This window comes from Arcticibacter sp. (genome assembly GCF_053551015.1).
This window is the reverse complement of sequence record NZ_JBMQOB010000016.1, coordinates 88201-106553: the sequence shown is the minus strand read 5'-3', so window position 1 is coordinate 106553 and position 18353 is coordinate 88201. Positions and strand designations below refer to the sequence as shown.

Here is an 18353-nt window from a genome sequence, read left to right as displayed (position 1 = left end):
GCAAATACAAGGCCACTATTTTCCCTTTGCATATCTTAAACTCATCTTTGCTACCCGCTCTTCCAATGTCTCCGTGGTAAGCTTTTCTCGAAGCCTGTCAACCATAATAGGAAAAGCGAATGGCGTGGGTTTCTTGCTCTCCGTAATCACTACTTGAAGCTGCTGCAGCCTGCTTAGTGCCTCCCTGAGCCTGAACTCTTCCAACTGGAATTGCAGAGCCTCATTATAGGCTTGCCTCACCAGTACATTATCCGGCTCATATTCGTTAAAAACATCAAAAAGAAGCGAGGTCGAAGCTTGAAGATGCCGATTTTTCATGGTCTTCCCCGGATAGCCTGTAAACACCAGACCTGCAATATGCGCGATATCCCGAAAACGCCGCCTGGCCATTTCATTCGCATTCAAGCTGCTCTGAATATCGTCCAGCAAGTTTGCTGACGAAAAAAGATCTGCTGCCAGAGCTTCCTCCAGGGGTATCGGATCCGCCGACAGCAACTCAAATCCATAGTCATTCATCGCGATCGAATAGCTCGCCTTCCTGACCTTCGCAATCCGATAAGCAAATAAGGAGGCCATACCTTCGTGTACCAGGCGCCCCTCAAACGGATAGAAAAAAAGATGATAGCCATCGTGAGAATTGAAGCGCTCGATCAGAAACTCATTGCTCGTGGGCAGATGAGAAAGCTCGGCCTGCATATCAAATAAGGGCCGTAATGTCTTGATCTCGATGTCCTTTTCTATATGATGCGCTACATCATCCAGCTTGCTTCTGAACATCGCTGAAAGCTGAGACGACAAGGGGATCCTTCCTCCCATCCAACTGGGTATCCGGCCGTTTCCTTTCGGCGACTTCTTTACGTACGCGGTCATATCCTTGGTCTTAACGAGCTCCAGACTCCTGCCGGCAAACCAAAAGTTATCTCCCACCTTTAAACGTGCAACGAAATCTTCCTCTATTGATCCCAGATAACCACCTGAAAGGAATTTGATACGCATGCTCACATCACTCACAATGGTCCCCATAGTCAGCCTGTGCCGCATAGCTACACGTTTGCTCTTTACCTTATACAAACCTTCCTCAATTTCCACCTTCAGGTACTCATCATACTGCGACAGGGTCTTACCTCCCAAAGTGATAAAATTCAGGATCTGCGCATACTCCTCCTCCCGCAGATCTGCATAGGCGTAGGTATCCTTCAACTCTCGAAAGATTTCATCAGCTCTGAATCCGTCTGAAACAGCGAGTGTAACCAGATACTGCATCAATACGTCCATCGCCAAAACAATGGGATCCCTGCTTTCGAAGATCCGGTGCTCAATTGCTCCCTTGATGGCCGCTCCCTCCAGAAGCTCCAGCGAGTGCGTGGGCACAAACCAGGCTTTTGACGTTGCTCCCGGATGGTGCCCGCTCCGTCCGGCACGCTGCATAAAGCGCGCTACGCCCTTCGGACTCCCGATCTGCACTACGGAGTCCACCGGCCTGAAATCTACCCCCAGATCAAGGCTGGACGTACATACAACAAGTTTAAGCATCTCATTATGCAGTGCTGCCTCCACCCATGACCTTAGCTCATTGTCTAAAGATCCGTGATGCATAGCCATGATGCCTGCATACTCAGGATATTGATCCAGAATAGCATGATACCAGATTTCCGACTGAGAACGCGTATTGGTGAAAATCAGCGTCGTCTTACTCTTCGCCACAATGTTCATCACCTTCGGCAACAGCTTGATTCCAAGATGGCCCGCCCATGAAAATTGCTCTATATCATCAGGAATAATAGACTGTATCTCGATCTTCTTATCCAGGTCGGCCCGAACCAGCCGGATAGAAGCAGGATCCGCCACCTTTCCCAGAAGTACATCCGCTCCTTGCTCCAGATTACCAATGGTCGCACTGATGCCCCATATTCTCAATTTCTCCCTTGATGTATCCCGGTTAATAATGCCCTTCAGTCGCGACAGGCCCAGCTCCAGCTGAACGCCCCGCTTCGTCCCCAGCAACTCATGCCATTCATCAGCTACAACCGCTTGTAGATTCTCAAACAACTTCGGATAGTCCTTCTGCGACAGCATCAGATGCAGACTCTCCGGAGTAGTAAGCAAGACTTCCGGCTGCTTTCGCTTCTGCGCCTGCTTCTCTTTTGCAGATGTATCGCCCGTACGGCTCCCTATACTCCAGGGAATCTCCAGGTCATCTACCACCGTCTGCATGGCTTTCCGGATATCATTGGTCAAAGCCCGCAAGGGCGTGATCCACAACATCATCAAACCGTTGCTCTTCCTCGTCTTATAGGTATCCGGATAACGGTTAATATACTCCGCCACGATAGGAAGAAACAAGGCAAAGGTCTTCCCACTTCCAGTAGGGGCATTTAACAACCCTGAAAAGCCTGAGAGGTAGGCTGTCTGCATCTCTTTCTGAAATGCAAACTGCTTCCAGCCCTTCATTTTAAACCATGTAGTAATTGCCTTTTCGCCAACCGTCATACGTTCTGATAAATAGTACCTGCTGTTATCCCAGCATCGATTTCAAAGCCTCCAGATGATCGGCTTCTTCAATTTTCTTGTCATGCCTCCAGCGCAGGATCCTTGGGAAGCGAAGCGCCACACCCGACTTATGCCGCGGTGATGCGTTGATCGCCTCAAAGCCGATTTCAAACACCAACCCGGGCTTGACTGTCCTCACCGGACCAAATTTCTCCAGCGTATTCCGCTTCACATAATGATCCACCTGGTTGATCTCCTTGTCTGTCAATCCCGAATAGGCTTTAGCTACCGGAACAAGCTTGTCGCCGTCCCACACAGCAAATGTATAATCCGTGTAAAGGTCAGCTCTCCGGCCATGACCTTTCTGCGCATAAACCATTACCGCGTCAACAGTCAGCGGATCAACCTTCCATTTCCACCAGTCGCCACGCCTTCTTCCGGTCTGATAGACCGACTCCACCCGCTTCAGCATAAAGCCTTCAGCAAGGTGTTCTCGTGCTGTAAGGCGAAGATCGTGCAGATCCTGCCAGGAATCAAAATGAACTACCTCAGACAGCCTGAAGATGTCCTGGTGCTTACTCACTGCATGCAGCCTCTCCACTATAGCCCGTCTGTGCCGCAAAGGCATTGAACGGATATCATCGCCCTCAAATTCCAAGCAGTCATATACAATAAAGGCCATAGGGCTTTCTGCCATGATCTTTTTTGTCAGATTCTTCCGGCCGATCCTCGTTTGCAATACATTGAACGGAAGCGGGCAGCTGCCACTGAAGCAGATCGCCTCACCATCAAGCACGGTTCCATCCGGAAGTTCGGAGATGAACCGATGCAGTTCCGGGAACTTATCTGTAACTAGATCTTCCCCCCGGCTCCATATGAAGATCTCCCCTCCGCGAAATATGACCTGCGCCCTGATGCCGTCCCACTTCCACTCTGCCTGCCACTGCTCCGGACTTCCTAAGGCCGCATCCAGATCCTCTGCCGACTTCGTCTGATCGGAAGTCTCCTGAACAGGGTATGCCAGGCAAAACGGATAAGGCCTGGAGATATCCTCAGACGCATCCTGCTCCTGCATCAGATCATGGAAGCTGAACGAGGCCGGATCCCAGTTACCCATAATCCTGTGGGTCAGCACCGAGGCCTCCAATCCCGAGAGCTCCGCAAGAGCCTTCACAATTAAGCTATGAGAAACGCCGACTCGGAAACTGCCCGTCAGTATTTTGTTGAACACGAAACGTTCCTGCCTGTCCATGCTATCCCATGCAGAAAGTAACCATCCTTTCTTCTCGCCTTCATCCAATGCCGCCAGCGCATTTATCTCAGCAATCCATTCAGTGAGCGACTTATCCTGTGAACCACCAGGCTCGGGCAACAGTAAAGCAATGGTTTCGCCCAAATCACCCACCACCTGGTATGACTCTTCAAAGAGCCAGCCTGGGATATGCGCCAGCTCCATAGCCCAGGTCTTAATAAGCGTGGAATTGATCTGCCGTCTGGGCTTCCTGCCTGTAAAAAGAGCAAGTGTGCTGATCTTATCCTCGTCAGACACAAACATGAAATAATCTTTCAGAATCCTGACCTTCTCAGAGGTCTTATTAGTTTCATCGAGGTCTGAAAACAACTTCGCAAAATCCTTCATATCACGTCCTCCGCCTTTGTCTCACCGGCTTCTCCAACTTCATCATCTTCTACCCCGTAGTGTGTTTCTGCTTCGTAGGCATCTAAGCCCTGCTCCCGCAAATACCGCGAGAATGACGCCGTAGAGCCATGCGTCAGGCAAACCGCTTCGCACTCCGTCGCATAAATCGCTTTTATCAGGTCATCCCAGTCGGCATGATCTGACAATACAAAGCCCCGGTCGGCTGCCCTTCTTCGCTTCGCACCCCGTATGGCCATCCAGCCTGAGCAGTAGCCGAAAGACACGGAAGGAAACTTACGCATCCAGGGAGAGCCTACTGCTGAAGGGGGACAAATCACAATGCCGCCTCTCGCCTGCTCCCGCTTAAATTCTGCCGTTATCCGCTCTGCATCAGGGAGCCGTATCCCATTCCGCATCAGGGCATCATTGCTGTTGGCGATGACCCCATGCAGGTAGATCTTACCAATCGAGGGATTTAGCCCCTGCATGATCCGTTGCGCCTTTCCAAGCGAATATCCCGCCACAACCGTTGTCCGTCCCTCCTCTGCATTCAGCTTCCACCATTGGTTGATATCATCATAGATCTCCTGCTGAGGCCGCCACTTATACACGGGCATACCAAAAGTACATTCTGAAATAAACGTATGGCATTTTACCGGTTCAAAGGGGGCCGACAAGCCATCATCTTCCAGCTTGTAATCTCCTGAAGCCACCCAGACCTCACCTTTATATTCCACCCTTACCTGTGCTGAGCCAATGATGTGACCAGCCGGATAAAATGTCACCTTCACTCCATTGATCACCGTACTCTCTCCATACTCCAGCGTTTCCAGGGATATTTCCCCCAGGCGGTAATACATAATTTCTCTTGAGAGATGATGAGCCAGGTAATGTTTATGTCCCCAGCGGGCATGGTCTGCATGGGCATGTGTAATGACCGCACGGTCTACTGGTTTCCAGGGGTCTATATAAAAGTCCCCGGCAGCGCAGTATATGCCTTTATCATTAAATTGGAGGAGTGCTTGAGCCATGGATGAATAACCATCCGAAGCAGCAGATAGTTTTAAACGCAAAAAGGCCGGCTCCTTATGGATGCCGGCCTTTAAAAAATTGCTTGTTTTTTAGTATACCATCGTGAACTGACCCGCCTGGCTCAGACGGATAAAGTCAGCCATTGTCTTTAGACTCTCGTCCTGTATAAAGTCATATTCGTCGGCTTTCTTCACCTCTCCTTTTTTCAATGGAGGCAGCCCCTTTAATGCCCGGCGCTGATTATCTCTCGCCAGCGTTCTTGCTTCCTGTTCTTCACGCTCCTTCTTCAGCTTCGCCTCATTCAGTGTAATCTGCGACTCAGCCTCTCTCCGTCTGAACTCAGTGATATCTTCCAGCAGGTATTTATATTCTGCCGACTTCTTCATTCTTTCCTCATGGAGCTTCACCAGCTGTGACTTAATAGGTGCGAGATCCGCCACCGGAGTGTACTTTGTCGGACTGATAGAGTCAAACGGTAATGCTGAGGGTTCTGAGCTTTCACCATATTTATCGGCCGAAAAGATCATCGGGAACTGAATATCCGGAATCACCCCCTTATGCTGGGTGCTGCTTCCGTTGATCCGGTAGAACTTGGCAATAGTCAGGTTAATCTGCCCAAACTTAGGCCCCTGCGTAGCAGTGGTGTTTCCGGTCTTGTCTGTTGTCTTGATTTTATTCAGGAACTCATCTACAGTACTGATATAGCGGGACAGATCCAGTGCCGACTGTACCGTACCTTTACCATAGGTCTGCGTACCCATTATGACACCGCGATTATAGTCCTGAATAGCGGCCGCAAAGATCTCCGATGCAGAAGCACTGAAACGGTCTACCATGACGCCTAGTGGTCCGGTCCATGAAATAGTTGGATCGTCATCATCACTCACCTCAGTGCTGCGTGGATTACGCACCTGTACTACTGGTCCTGATTTGATAAACAATCCGGTCAGCTCAATCGCTTCAATCAGGGAGCCTCCTCCGTTTGTTCTCAGGTCAATAACGATACCGTCAACCTTATCACGCTTCAGCGTATCGATAATCCTTCTCACATCTCTTGTCGTACTCTTATAGTTGGGATCACCCTTCCGGTAGTCGTCAAAGTTTATATAAAATGCAGGCACTTCGATCACCCCGATCTTATACGTCTTACCGTCTTCCGTAATAGTCTTTATCGTCTTTTTAGCCGACTGGTCTTCCATCACCACCTTCTCGCGCACCAAGGTCACGATCTTCGGCTGCGAAGAAAGCTCCTGGCCCGCAGGAATAATCTTCAGACGCACCACCGTGCCTCTTGGTCCCTTTATCTTCGAAACAGAGTTATCAAGCCTCCAGCCACGTACATCCTCAAATTCGCCATCCTTGCCTTGCGCCACGCCAATGATCTTGTCGTTTACATGAAGGGTCTTCGCCTTAAAGGCTGGCCCCCCCGGCACAATAGCGGCGATCTTGATCACTTCATTCTCCAGCTGTAAACTCGCGCCAATCCCTTCGAACGTACGGGACATCTCTTCATTGAAAGCCTGAGCACGCTGCGGAATGAAATAATTAGTGTGAGGATCGATGGTTTCCGTGAAAGAATTCATGATCACCTGGAAAGCATCCTGATTATTGAGTTTCTGAGTCTGGGACAACAGGTTCTTATATCTGGTTTTTAAGGTCGTCTTATTCTTCACTGCATCACCTCCTGATAGTTTCAGGTTGAGCAGATCAGACTTCACCCGTTTCTGCCACAGCACATTTGACTCCTCAATGGAAGCAAGCCATGGCAATTTTTCCCTGTTATAGGTAAAGGTTTCGTTCTTGGTAAAGTCGAATGGCTTATCTACCTGGGCCATTGAGTATTTCAGCCTGTCGGCATATCTCGCCTGAAACACGTTGAAAATATGAAAGAAAGCGGTAAGATCCCCGGCACGCAGATCATCATCAAACGTCGTGCGGAATTTTTCAAACGATTTGATATCCGATGCAAGGAAATAGCTCCTGCCCTGGTCAAGCTGATCAATGTACTTATCCAATATCTTTGAAGATAAAGAATCATCAATCTTGACCTTTTTATAATGTGCACCCTCAATAATTTTCACCAGCTCCCGGGCTACCAAGCTCTGAGAAGGCTCAGGCTTTAAGTTGGTTGAACCCTCCACATCCGTCACCACACGAGGCTCCGCAGCACAAGCAATAAACGCAAGGATGAACAAAGCCAGGAATATTTTTTTAAGCATTTCTTTAAGAGATTTAAAATCCATTTTCTAATAAGCTATCTGCGAATACTATACCAGTTTACGAGTATAAACAAAAAAGAGGCAGTATCCACCGCCTCTCTAACATAACAATATCAAAAATAGTATTATTTGTTTCCCTTAATATAAATAAATTACAAAGCAGGGAGATTACTCCCTATAACACCATTCCCTTAACAAGCTTTTCGTGAAGCCTGGAATACTCATCAAGTGCCGTACCCGCAGCTGAATAATTTCCCATCAGATTGTAGGTTTCACCCATATCTCCTTTGATCTCAACTAGGCTTGTTATATACTGGTTCTGAATGGCCAGCAACTCCGCCTTCTTATAATCAACAAGTGCATCCTCATGATCTTCCAGCGCATTTTTCACTTCCGCAATATGGATCAGGCTGCCTATCAGTGCTCGCTTGTCGTTCAGCTTTTCCGCAAGGGCGGTTGTCTGAATACAAAACCATTTAGCTTGAGAGTAGCGTTTCTGCTGATAATAGAGTGCTGAAAGATTCTGGAAGCATCTCATCCGACCGGCCTTATTACCCATCCGGGTAAAGAGCGGCAAAGCCTTCTTGATGATGTAGTATTCTGCCTCATCATGCTTCTTGAGCGACAATTTATTCTCCGCAAGCTGAAGGTAGGTATCCGCTACATCATGGTTCTTGCTCATCGAGCGGTATAATCCGATAACAGTTTCATTTTGGAGGATCGCTTTCTGATATTCTCCGGACAGGCGGTAAAGAGCCCCCAGATTAGAAGCCACCGAAACCATCCCCCGCTTGTCATTCAGCTGCTCTTTGAGACGGTAAGCTTCATTAAAATAATGAATAGCCTGAGGTATGTTCCCTTTCTTTCCGTAGTACACACCATAGGTGTTCAGGATTAAAGCCTGACTTCGCTGATCGTTCAGCTGCTTGTAATCTTCCAGCAGGATCTTCAGCGTGGGCAACAAGCTTTCCTGAGGTTCTCCAGATATCTCCGTCTGATTCAGCAACGAATGAAGCATCAGCACATTGTTGTACTTAACAAGATCTGCCGCTTGCTTGTTTTTCATAACCAGACGCTTCCCGATATCCTGCTTGAACAGCAGAGTTGAGTCGACCGGACTGGCGTCAAAATACACCGGCCCTACCAACCTTCCTGGTTTATTCACAAGGGAATCTCTTTCACCAGCCTGCACTACACCACTTGCAATCAGCATGACTGCCACTGCTCCCCTAATTAGATTCTTTTGCATATTTCTTCTAAACTCTTTGCAAAGATAGAGATATAACTAATTAGATAACAAGTTATTGCCCTATTCTTTTTTTCTCTTGAGGAGAAATGCACCGAGAAGAACGAGGAAGAATATTGCTGTGGCCATCTCCAGGGTGTAGTTTTTCTGGATTGCGGGTTTTTGTTCGGGGGCAATGACCGGAGGAGCTGCCGGCTCATTAGGAACCACGCTGGCCGTATGCGCCGACTCTGTTTGCGAAGCCATCATGTGGCTAACCGAGTCGTTCAGCCGTACAGAGCCGCGCTCAGATCGGTTCGCGGCTATCTTATTCCCGGTTCTTAAATAATAGTTGGCATAGCCCGACTTCACATCAGCAAGCAGACTTAGGTTATTCAGCTTCGACGCAATCACGTTTGCTTCCTTCAGATCGCGCATGGCAAGTGAATAGTCCTTAATGGCGACTTTGACTTTAGAAAGATTCACCAGCGAGGTCACAACTCCTTTCTCATCATTCAGGTTGCGTGCAAGCGTATTCGCCTGTATGAAAAACCACTTCGCTTCCGAATGCCGTTTTTGCTCCAGATAGATGTGACCCAATACATCGAAACAGTTCACGCGGCCTACCAGGTTATCTGCAGAACGGTAAAGCCCCAGCGCCTTATTCAGGATCATACTCTCTGCCTGCTTGTAGCGCTTCTGGACCCTGCGGATCTCAGCTAGCTTCACATATGCATCTGCCAGTGTACTCTTATCATTGGGTTGATCGTACTTGCTTGAAATGATCGAATTCAGATAGCCCGACGCTCCTTTCACGTTCTGCTGTTTCATCAGCACACCGGCAAGCGTATTCGCCGTTTTTGCGGCTTCAGCAAACTTTTGGCGGCTCTCCTGAACCTGCAGCAGCAAGGTGTAATACTTTTCTGCGTCTGCCAGCGCATTGTTCATTTTGTAAAAGGCAGCCATCTTGCTGATAGCGGCTTCACGCTTATCGCTATTTCCGGCTTTATGGAACAGCATTTCAGCTGTCAGTAGCTCTGAAAACCCTTTTTTACTCCAGCCTTCCTTAAACATGATCTCGCTGAGTTCAATCCGCAGATCTCCTTCTTCTACCAGCTGCGTATCGTGGTTCAGGGCAGCAATAGCCGACCTCAACGACTTGACTTTCGCCTGCGGATCATCCGGAGATGCCACATCGGGCGCAGCGAGTTCGATAGAGTCTGTAGCAGCCTGGCCAGACGTCAGGGATGGTTGAAAAAGAAAAAGGGCAGCAGCCAGATAAAAGACCTTCATGAAAATTTGATAGCATTACATAAACCTCTGTGTGGATCAGAATGTTTCAACACCTGAAGAAAAGGCTGCCCAGACCATATACGGGTGTGAGTCCACATGATAAATCTCTCCCTTCGCGGAGATCCCGATCACACCGGCAAAGCCATCAAAAGCCTTGAGTTCCTTCATCGTCTTATCTGCCGCTTCCGCTAAAGGCAGGCCGTCGGTTACTCGTGTGACGATCTTAGCAGCCACCGCAGCACTGACAATATTCTCACCCACCCCGGTGCAGGATACAGCGGCAAAAGAATTCGCATAGTTGCCGGCCACTGTAGCAGAGTCGCTGATCCTGCCCGGCATCTCAAATCCCTTTCCTCCGGTGGACGTCGCAGCCGCAAGTCGCCCCTTCCCATCCAGTGCAACACAGCCTACCGTACCCTTCCGGGCTGCTGCAACACTCTTCTCCTCAAACTCCTGTCTCCTCTGAGGGATCTCCGGATCATAATGCTCCATGCCCATCCCTCTGGCGAACGACAAAGCCTCAGGGCCTCCCAATACGCTGTCTTCATATTCAAGCAGCCGCTCGGCGATCCGCACCGGGTTCTTTACGTCTTCTATGTTGATCACCCCGGCAAACTTGCTCGTAACACCGTCCATAATTGCCGCACTCATCCGGATCTTTCCGTCGCTTTGGATCTGAGAGCCCGTGCCGGCATTGAACAGATCACAGTCTTCCAGCAAGCTTACCGCATAAGCCACTGCTTCAACAGCCGTATGCGTTTTCAGATACGCGTACGACCGGGCCACTATCTCTCTCAATGCCTCCTGCTTCGCATGTTTCACATCGTCGTTCGTACCCGACTCGCTGAAAAAACCGCCATGTATAATAATCTTAGGCTCCATTAATCGTAATCTTTTGCTTTTAAGTATGTATCCTCTTCTATTTTAATCGCTTTGTTTATGGACAGTGTATGCTTCTGAAGGTCGTATCTATCATAGATAGACATGACGTGTACCTTTAAATTGTCGATAGACACCGGCGACCCGATCTCCACATCATAGATGCTGGTCTCGCTGATGTAACGTCCATCCACGAGGATCGTTAAGCCCGAGCCGATAGCTTCCATGGAGCTGCCTCCCGTGATCAGCAGGCCCGCATCCTCTCCCAGTCCGATTCCCAACATCCCCGGATTGCTCGCTACAGCATAGAACAACCTTCCGATCCGGCCGCGCTGCACAAAATGCGTGTCGATAATCACATTGTTTAACAGCCCCAGGCCCCCCGTGATCTGCACTTCGCCCTTCAGCAAAGCTTCAGAACTGCTCCCCCGGTAAATCATATTGGTCGACGCCGCAGCCGCACCTGCAGAAGTGCCGGCGACTAAGAAATCATCCTCCTGATACCTCTTCTTTAAAATCCGGTGCAGTTCTGTGCCTCCCAGGATCGCACTGAGGCGGAGCTGATCCCCTCCCGATAGCATCACGATATCAGCTTTCTTCATGCGCTCCAGCACATCAGGAGAATTGGCATCCTCCCTGCTCTTGATGTCGAGCACGTTCACACGCCCCACTTGGAGCTGATTGAACGACTTGATGTATTCATTACCTACAATTTCCGGAATTTTAGAAGCTGTTGTAATCACTTCTACTGCTGAATCTTCGCCCTTCGCCGACTCGGTTATCATCCTTTTCAATATGCCGCGTTCAAAGAACTTAATATAATGAGGATGATTGATGTCTTCATTGTAGCTGAGTGAAGTTCCGAGATCCACTGCACCACCAATGATAACGAGTTTACCTTTCGGGACCATAGTTGATTGTTTTAGTGCGCATTATTAATATATCAAAAAAATGACGTTTTAGTTTTTCATACGGGCAAAAACCTTTAGTCGGCTTTCAAGGTTAATTGTCCACATTTAATGATATGATTAATGAAAATACAGAGTATTCAGGTGCTGAAAGGACCAAATATCTGGTCGATAAAAAGAAAGAAACTCATACAAATGCGCCTGGATCTGGAGGACCTGGAGGAAAGACCAAGCAATACCATTCCCGGCTTCAAAGAGCGGCTTGAACAGCTCATCCCCAGCCTGTACAACCACCGGTGCTCCGAAGGCCATAAAGGTGGCTTTTTCGAGAGATTAGAGCGCGGAACATGGATGGGGCATATCATCGAACACATAGCCCTAGAAATTCAAACACTTGCCGGCATGTTTGCCGGCTTCGGCCGTACCAGAAGTACCAGCACCACCGGCGTCTACAACGTGGTGTTCACCTATGTGGAAGAACAGGTAGGTTTGTATGCTGCCAAAGCTGCCGTCAATATAGCCGAGGCCCTTATCTCGGGCACCAGCTATAATCTTGAAAATGACATCATGCATATGCGGAAGCTCCGTGACGATGTCAGGTTCGGACCCAGTACAGGATCCATAGTCGATGAAGCGGTTTCCCGCAACATCCCCTATTTCCGGCTGAACTCCGGCTCCCTGGTCCAACTGGGGCAGGGCAAAAACCAAGTCCGCTTCAGAGCTACCATCACTGATCGTACCAGCAATATCGCCGTAGACATTGCAGGAAATAAAGAAGAAACCAAACGGATCCTGAACGAACAGGCTATACCTGTTCCCCGGGGACTAACCATCAGCAGCGAAGAGGGCCTTCAGAAAGCCGTCCGCGAACTAGGATTTCCACTGGTGTTCAAGCCATTTAACGGAAACCACGGCCGTGGTGCAACCATTAACGTCAACAACCTGGCCGATGCTGAAGCGGCATTTGAGCTTGCACGCAAAATCTCGCCGAAAGTCATTGTAGAGCGCTTCATTGAAGGGCATGACTTCAGGGTGCTGGTGATCAATTACAAGATGGTTGCTGCTGCTATGCGGCAGCCGGCACATGTGACCGGCGATGGTGTCAGCACCGTTCAGCAACTAATTGATATCGAAAACCTCGACCCAAGAAGAGGATATGGACACGAGAACGTACTGACCGAGATCACAGTCGATCACGACACCGAGTCCCTGCTTAGAAAGAAGGGCTATACGCTCCAGTCGGTTCCAGCCAAAGGAGAAGTGCTGTATCTGAAGTCTACGGCCAACCTGAGTACCGGAGGCACGTCAGTAGATGTGACCGACCTGGTCCACCCTCTGAATGTATTCGTCTGTGAGCGGATCGCCCGTATCGTAGGGCTCGATATCTGTGGTATCGACATCATGGCCACGAACCTTTCCGACCCTCTCAAGCAGACAGGCGGGGTCGTTCTGGAAGTGAATGCCGCTCCCGGGTTCAGAATGCACCTGGCGCCCTCCGAAGGCACGCCTAGAAACGTCGCTGCCCCCGTGCTGGATATGCTTTACCCTTCGGGAGCTTCAGCGCGCATTCCAATCATCGCAGTTACGGGAACAAACGGCAAAACCACTACAACACGGCTCATTTCGCACATCGTGAAAAACAATGGTTACCGGGTAGGCTATACCACTTCGGACGGGATCTATATCCACGACTCCATGCTCAAAGACGGTGACACAACAGGACCTGCCAGTGCAGCCTTTGTCCTGCAGGATCCAACGGTTGAATTTGCGGTGCTGGAAACTGCCAGAGGAGGTATCCTGCGCTCCGGACTTGGCTTCGATACCTGCAACATTGCCGTATTAACGAATATACAGGAAGATCATCTCGGAATATCCGACATCAATACACTCGATGACCTTCGGCGGGTAAAAAGCGTGCTCATCGAGTCAGTCAGAGAAGATGGATGGGCCATACTGAACGCTGATGATCAGCATTGCCTTAAGATTGGCCAGAAGACTACACATTGCAATGTAGCCTATTTCAGCATGGATGCCGAAAACCTGGCGATTATAGAGCATTGCAGCAAGGGAGGCACCGCTGCCTTCGTCGAAAAAGGATTTGTCATCATCAAGAAAGGCGGATGGAAAATTCCTTTATGCCGTATCCACAACATTCCGATTACCTATGGCGGAACAGTGAAGTTCATGATTCAGAATGCAATGGCGGCAGGTCTCGCTGGATATCTCTGGGGATTCAAAGTGTCCGAGATCCGCGGCGCCATGGAAACATTCCATCCTTCGGTAGATCAAACTCCGGGAAGGATGAATTTGTTCGACTTCGAATCGTATAAGATTCTGGTAGATTACGCCCACAATCCCGATGGACTACTCGGCATACAGCCCTTTATCGCTGCTACGCCAGCATCTATCCGCACAGGGGTGATCTCCGGAACAGGAGACCGCAGGGATGACGATATCAGACAAATGGGTCGCATCGCAGCCGGCATTTTCGACAAAATAGTTGTTTGCCAGGAACGATACCTGAGAGGCCGCACCGCTGGAGAAATCACCGGTCTGCTGGTAGAAGGCATAAGGGAAGTTGCGCCTCAGAAACCTGTAGAAGTCCTGCAGAGCAGCGAAGAAGTATGGAACTTTATTATAGACCATGTTCAACCCGATGAGCTGATTACGATTATCAGCAACACGGTTGAAAATGCCTATCAGAAAGTTAATGAACACCATGGCAACACGCGAAAAGCAGAATACAGGCAATCTTCATAAAACAAACCGGCCTGTTTCACGTTATTATTTCGAGTCATTTGATGGCTTAATTGTGATAAGGTTTAGGTTGAAGCGTCAGGGATCATTTCCTGACGCTTCTTTTTTTAGTCATGTCTTCCTTTTACAAATACATTCACATATAGGCCGGCGAATAGTATTCCCACTATCGCACCCATTAGGGCAAAAACGATTGAAGAGGTCGAAACCCATCCGGTCAACACCCCAAAAATAATTGCAAGTATAAAATAGATACCTGTCGAACTGTTTTGATGAACTGGCTGCATATCTTTATCTTTTTCTAAGACAGAGCAAAAACCGTGCACATTCCAGAAACGGGGAATGCGATGGATCGGAGGATAGAAAGGCGGAGATGCGAAGGCGGAGAATAGCCCTGAAAAAACAAACCGTCGCATGAGTATATCATACGACGGCCTTCCCTAATTACAATTAAAAACCTTTTTCCTTCGAATCTAAGGCAGGTGATTCATCCTTCAACCTGTCTGTACGGGAAATCTATCAACTCGAAGGCGGTTAACCTTGTAGCTAAATTAACGATTTTATTTTACAAATAAAACGGAGCAAGAGCTTTTCGTAATTTATTTGAAATTTGGTCTTAGTAGATCACCTTGCTTGTTGCAGTAATCAGAGACGCGATACGAACAGCATCAAAAATGCGCTCTTCCTTCGCTCCAAGCTTGATCAACGAATCTTCGTGTGAGTTCACACACATCTCGCAGCCGTTTACCGCAGAAATGGCCAGACTCATCAGCTCAAAGAACTCTTTACCAGTTATCGGCTTCATCATGATCTGCATTCTGATACGCGCAGGAATCTGAGTGTATTTTTCTTTCTGGGTGAAATGTCTGAAGCGATAGAAAACGTTATTGGATGCAAGAAGAGAAGCACATGCTGCAGCTTCAGCGATTTCTGCTGCTGTTGCTTCATTCTGCTCTGCAAAATGCGTGTAAAAGTCTGTTAACGGCTTGTTGTTCGCATTAACTGCAACAGAAACGCCGATCAGGCCAATTTCCTTTGCAGAAAGATACTCGGAAGTCAGGGTACTGCTGAAGTTCACCTTCAGATCCCTTACATACCTTGATTCACCCTTTTCCAAAATCTCCAGGCTCGTAGTGCGGTAATCACCATCCAACTGTATACTCTCTAGTAATTCTTTTATTACTTCTGTAGTTTCGCTCATAATAATAATATGTATTTATAAAAAATCCCCGTGAAACACGGGGATCTATACTGTCTGATTAAAACGGGATCTGACTATGCGTTGATCGTTTCCTGACCTTTTTCCCAGTTGCATGGGCAAAGCTCGTCAGTCTGAAGACCGTCAAGAACGCGTAATACTTCTTTCACGTTACGACCAACGTTTAAATCGTTTACACATACCCAACGAACGATTCCCTGAGGATCGATGATGAAAGTTGCACGGTAAGCGATCTTTTCGTTTGGCTCCAGGATACCCAAATCTTCAGCAAGTGATTTAGAAGTATCAGCAAGCATCGGAAATTTCAAGTCACGAAGATCATCGTGGTTGTTTCTCCATGCCAGGTGAACAAATTCACTATCCGTTGAAGCTCCGATTAAACGAGCATCTCTGTCGCGGAACTCTCCGTAAGCTTTGTTAAACTCAGCGATTTCAGTTGGGCAAACAAAGGTAAAATCCTTTGGCCACCAGAACATTACTGTCCAAACGTTATCATCGTTGGTTAGATATTCTGATGTGATTGATTCAAATTCTTTTCCTTTTTCAATACTAACTACTGCCTGTTTCTCGAAAGACGGGAATTTCTGACCGATTGTAATCATAAACTTTTCTACTTAGATTTAATTATATCGCAAAAGTATCCCTTATAAATTATGAATGCAATATCAAATCTCTATTTCGTTATATCAATTATCAATACGTTATAGACAAAATCTATAAGATTATTGATCCATCTTCCGGAGGAGGTTCTGTATAACGGCCTTGTCCTTCGCTGTAAGAACCGGACTCAGGTCAGACTGGATAAAGTGTAATTTGAATGACTTAATTGCTGCTACTGAGTCCTTTATATTGTAACCGATCATTCTCAGGGCTTGAACCCCATTGAACCCCGACTGAACTGTATCCAACAGATTATCAGGCCAGTGGCCAAATCCATTCTGAGATAGCTTCTGCCATGGGAATTTCGGGTTTGGATCCACTTTTCTGCCCGGTGCAATGTCTGAATGGCCTATAAAATTAGCCGTTGGGATGCTGTAATTCTTCTTCAAAACGGCCAATAATTGCATTAAACTCGCGATTTGACTCTCTGAAAAAGCCTCAAAACCGTTATTATCAAGCTCAATTCCTATGGAAGAAGAGTTAATATCTGTGTTGTTACCCCACTTACCGTTCCCTGCATGCCAGGCCCTGAAGTAGTCGTTCAGCATGTGATGAACCGTACCGTCTTTGCAGATCACATAATGTGCACTGACCTGTGTTCTTTGCAGTGTGAACGTTTTCAGCGTTTGCTCACAGGAATTCTGAGCCGTATGATGAATAATCACATAGTTGGGCTTTCTAAGGTTCAGATTCACGGTACCCACCTCATAGGCAGGAACTTTACCTCCGTAGTTTGTTACGGGTGGCAAGCCTTCAAGCGATCTGGCCAGTTCTTTCGCCTGTTTTTTATACACACGGTTTGTAGCAGAATAAGGATTGGATGAGCAGGCTGAATACAGTATCGCAAAAGTCAGCAATGACGGTAAGATATATTTCTTCATTTCACAGTTTGAAATGCTAAATACGCTATTTTTACCGGACACGTAAAATATTCATTTAACAATATATCCATGATCACCTTAGAGAATGACGATATTAAAGCTGATATCCACCCACACGGAGCAGAGCTGCACAGTATCTTTTCAAAGAAAGAACAAATTGAATACCTCTGGAACGGAGACCCCTCTTTCTGGCCAAGACACGCTCCCGTACTCTTTCCTATAGTCGGCGGGCTAATTGACGACACGTTTATCTACCAGGGCGAAAGCTATCATTTAGAAAAGCACGGCTTTGCAAGAGACAGCGACTTCGAAGTAGAGGACAGCACATCCACAACTGCTACTTTCCTGCTGAAAAGCAATGAAGAGACCCTGAAAAGCTATCCTTTTGCCTTTGAACTGAGGTTAAAGTACCGCTTGGACGGAGCCAAAGTGATCCTTGATTACGAAGTAAGCAACCCTGACCAGAAGCCGATGTTCTTCTCTATAGGTGCACATCCGGCATTCAAAGTTCCACTTACAAGCGGAGGCTACGAGGATCATGCGCTTGTTTTCAGCGAGGTCGAAGAGGCAGACTCATGGGCTGTAAGCGGCAACTATCTGACTACGCCGTCGAGATACCTGGATGGACAGCAACGGCTGGATCTTCGCCACGATCTTTTCTACAACGACGCCGTTATCTTTAAAGATCTGAAATCCACTTCCATCTCAATAGTGAATAACCAGAATTCACACGGGCTAACTTATGAATTCAAAGGCTTCCCGTATATGGGGATTTGGGCAGCTAAAGACGCCCCATTTGTATGTATTGAGCCATGGTGTGGCATTCCAGACAGCATTGAGCACGACCAGAACATTGAAACAAAGGAAGGCATTATCCGCCTGGAAGGACAGCAAAACTGGACCGTTAGTCAATCTATAGCCTGCTTCTAATTAAGTCAGGACTTAACAGGTACAGAGGACATACGAAGAGGTACTTCAGGGGTGACGGGCTTGTGCCAGAAACTCCCCCGGTGCGTCATTAACCAGCAGTTCACCTGTATTTTTTCCGGTGAGTAACGGGTCCGTGTCGGGTGAGCAGCGAGAGAAGAGCGGCTGAACCACCATCCTGGTACCTCTGTAAAACGAAGGGGGTAGCTTTTTGGTTTAAAGCT

13 protein-coding genes are annotated in these 18353 nt (G+C 47.9%); 2 read left to right on the top strand and 11 right to left on the bottom strand.

What is annotated here, in order from left to right:
• Positions 1 to 15: 15 nt before the first annotated feature.
• The 8 genes from ACO1NU_RS10345 to ACO1NU_RS10310 all read right to left on the bottom strand — a co-directional run bounded on the left by ACO1NU_RS10345 (position 16) and on the right by ACO1NU_RS10310 (position 11688).
• Positions 16 to 2490, bottom strand: a complete 2475-nt coding sequence (locus ACO1NU_RS10345) for a ligase-associated DNA damage response DEXH box helicase (RefSeq protein WP_448818399.1) — start codon at positions 2488 to 2490, stop codon at positions 16 to 18.
• 25 nt (positions 2491 to 2515) lie between these two features.
• Positions 2516 to 4129, bottom strand: a complete 1614-nt coding sequence (locus tag ACO1NU_RS10340; protein WP_448818398.1) for an ATP-dependent DNA ligase — start codon at positions 4127 to 4129, stop codon at positions 2516 to 2518.
• Positions 4126 to 5160, bottom strand: a complete 1035-nt coding sequence (locus ACO1NU_RS10335) for a ligase-associated DNA damage response exonuclease (RefSeq protein ID WP_448818397.1) — start codon at positions 5158 to 5160, stop codon at positions 4126 to 4128. The genes ACO1NU_RS10340 and ACO1NU_RS10335 overlap by 4 nt, the downstream gene beginning before the upstream one ends.
• Before the next feature lie 90 nt (positions 5161 to 5250).
• Complete coding sequence (locus ACO1NU_RS10330) at positions 5251 to 7380, bottom strand: carboxy terminal-processing peptidase (protein ID WP_448818396.1); 2130 nt, start codon at positions 7378 to 7380, stop codon at positions 5251 to 5253.
• A gap of 175 nt (positions 7381 to 7555) precedes the next feature.
• Positions 7556 to 8629 carry a tetratricopeptide repeat protein gene (locus ACO1NU_RS10325; RefSeq protein ID WP_448818395.1) on the bottom strand — a complete coding sequence of 358 codons (1074 nt, stop codon included), beginning with the start codon at positions 8627 to 8629 and terminating at the stop codon, positions 7556 to 7558.
• A 60-nt stretch (positions 8630 to 8689) separates the two neighbouring features.
• A complete protein-coding gene (locus ACO1NU_RS10320) occupies positions 8690 to 9898 on the bottom strand; it encodes a hypothetical protein (protein ID WP_448818394.1) in 1209 nt (402 codons plus the stop codon).
• A 36-nt stretch (positions 9899 to 9934) separates the two neighbouring features.
• Complete coding sequence (locus ACO1NU_RS10315) at positions 9935 to 10780, bottom strand: isoaspartyl peptidase/L-asparaginase (RefSeq protein ID WP_448818393.1); 846 nt, start codon at positions 10778 to 10780, stop codon at positions 9935 to 9937.
• Positions 10780 to 11688, bottom strand: coding sequence for a cyanophycinase (locus ACO1NU_RS10310; RefSeq protein ID WP_448818392.1), 909 nt, complete (start codon positions 11686 to 11688; stop codon positions 10780 to 10782). The genes ACO1NU_RS10315 and ACO1NU_RS10310 overlap by 1 nt, the downstream gene beginning before the upstream one ends.
• 120 nt (positions 11689 to 11808) lie before the next feature.
• Here ACO1NU_RS10310 and cphA point away from each other — a divergent pair, with 120 nt between their 5' ends.
• Positions 11809 to 14445: a cyanophycin synthetase gene (gene cphA / locus ACO1NU_RS10305; RefSeq protein ID WP_448818391.1), complete on the top strand. Its 2637-nt coding sequence runs from the start codon at positions 11809 to 11811 to the stop codon at positions 14443 to 14445.
• Positions 14446 to 15058: 613 nt separating this feature from the next.
• On the opposite strand, the gene ACO1NU_RS10300 is transcribed toward cphA, so the two are convergent.
• The 3 genes from ACO1NU_RS10300 to ACO1NU_RS10290 form a co-directional block, all read right to left on the bottom strand.
• On the bottom strand, positions 15059 to 15643 hold the full coding sequence (locus ACO1NU_RS10300) for a carboxymuconolactone decarboxylase family protein (RefSeq protein WP_448818390.1): 585 nt from the start codon (positions 15641 to 15643) through the stop codon (positions 15059 to 15061).
• Between the two features lie 74 nt (positions 15644 to 15717).
• Complete coding sequence (locus tag ACO1NU_RS10295) at positions 15718 to 16263, bottom strand: peroxiredoxin (RefSeq protein ID WP_448818389.1); 546 nt, start codon at positions 16261 to 16263, stop codon at positions 15718 to 15720.
• Between the two features lie 120 nt (positions 16264 to 16383).
• Complete coding sequence (locus ACO1NU_RS10290; protein ID WP_448818388.1) at positions 16384 to 17202, bottom strand: N-acetylmuramoyl-L-alanine amidase; 819 nt, start codon at positions 17200 to 17202, stop codon at positions 16384 to 16386.
• A 69-nt stretch (positions 17203 to 17271) separates the two neighbouring features.
• Here ACO1NU_RS10290 and ACO1NU_RS10285 point away from each other — a divergent pair, with 69 nt between their 5' ends.
• On the top strand, positions 17272 to 18132 hold the full coding sequence (locus tag ACO1NU_RS10285; RefSeq protein ID WP_448818387.1) for an aldose 1-epimerase family protein: 861 nt from the start codon (positions 17272 to 17274) through the stop codon (positions 18130 to 18132).
• The last annotated feature ends 221 nt before the right edge of the window (positions 18133 to 18353 follow it).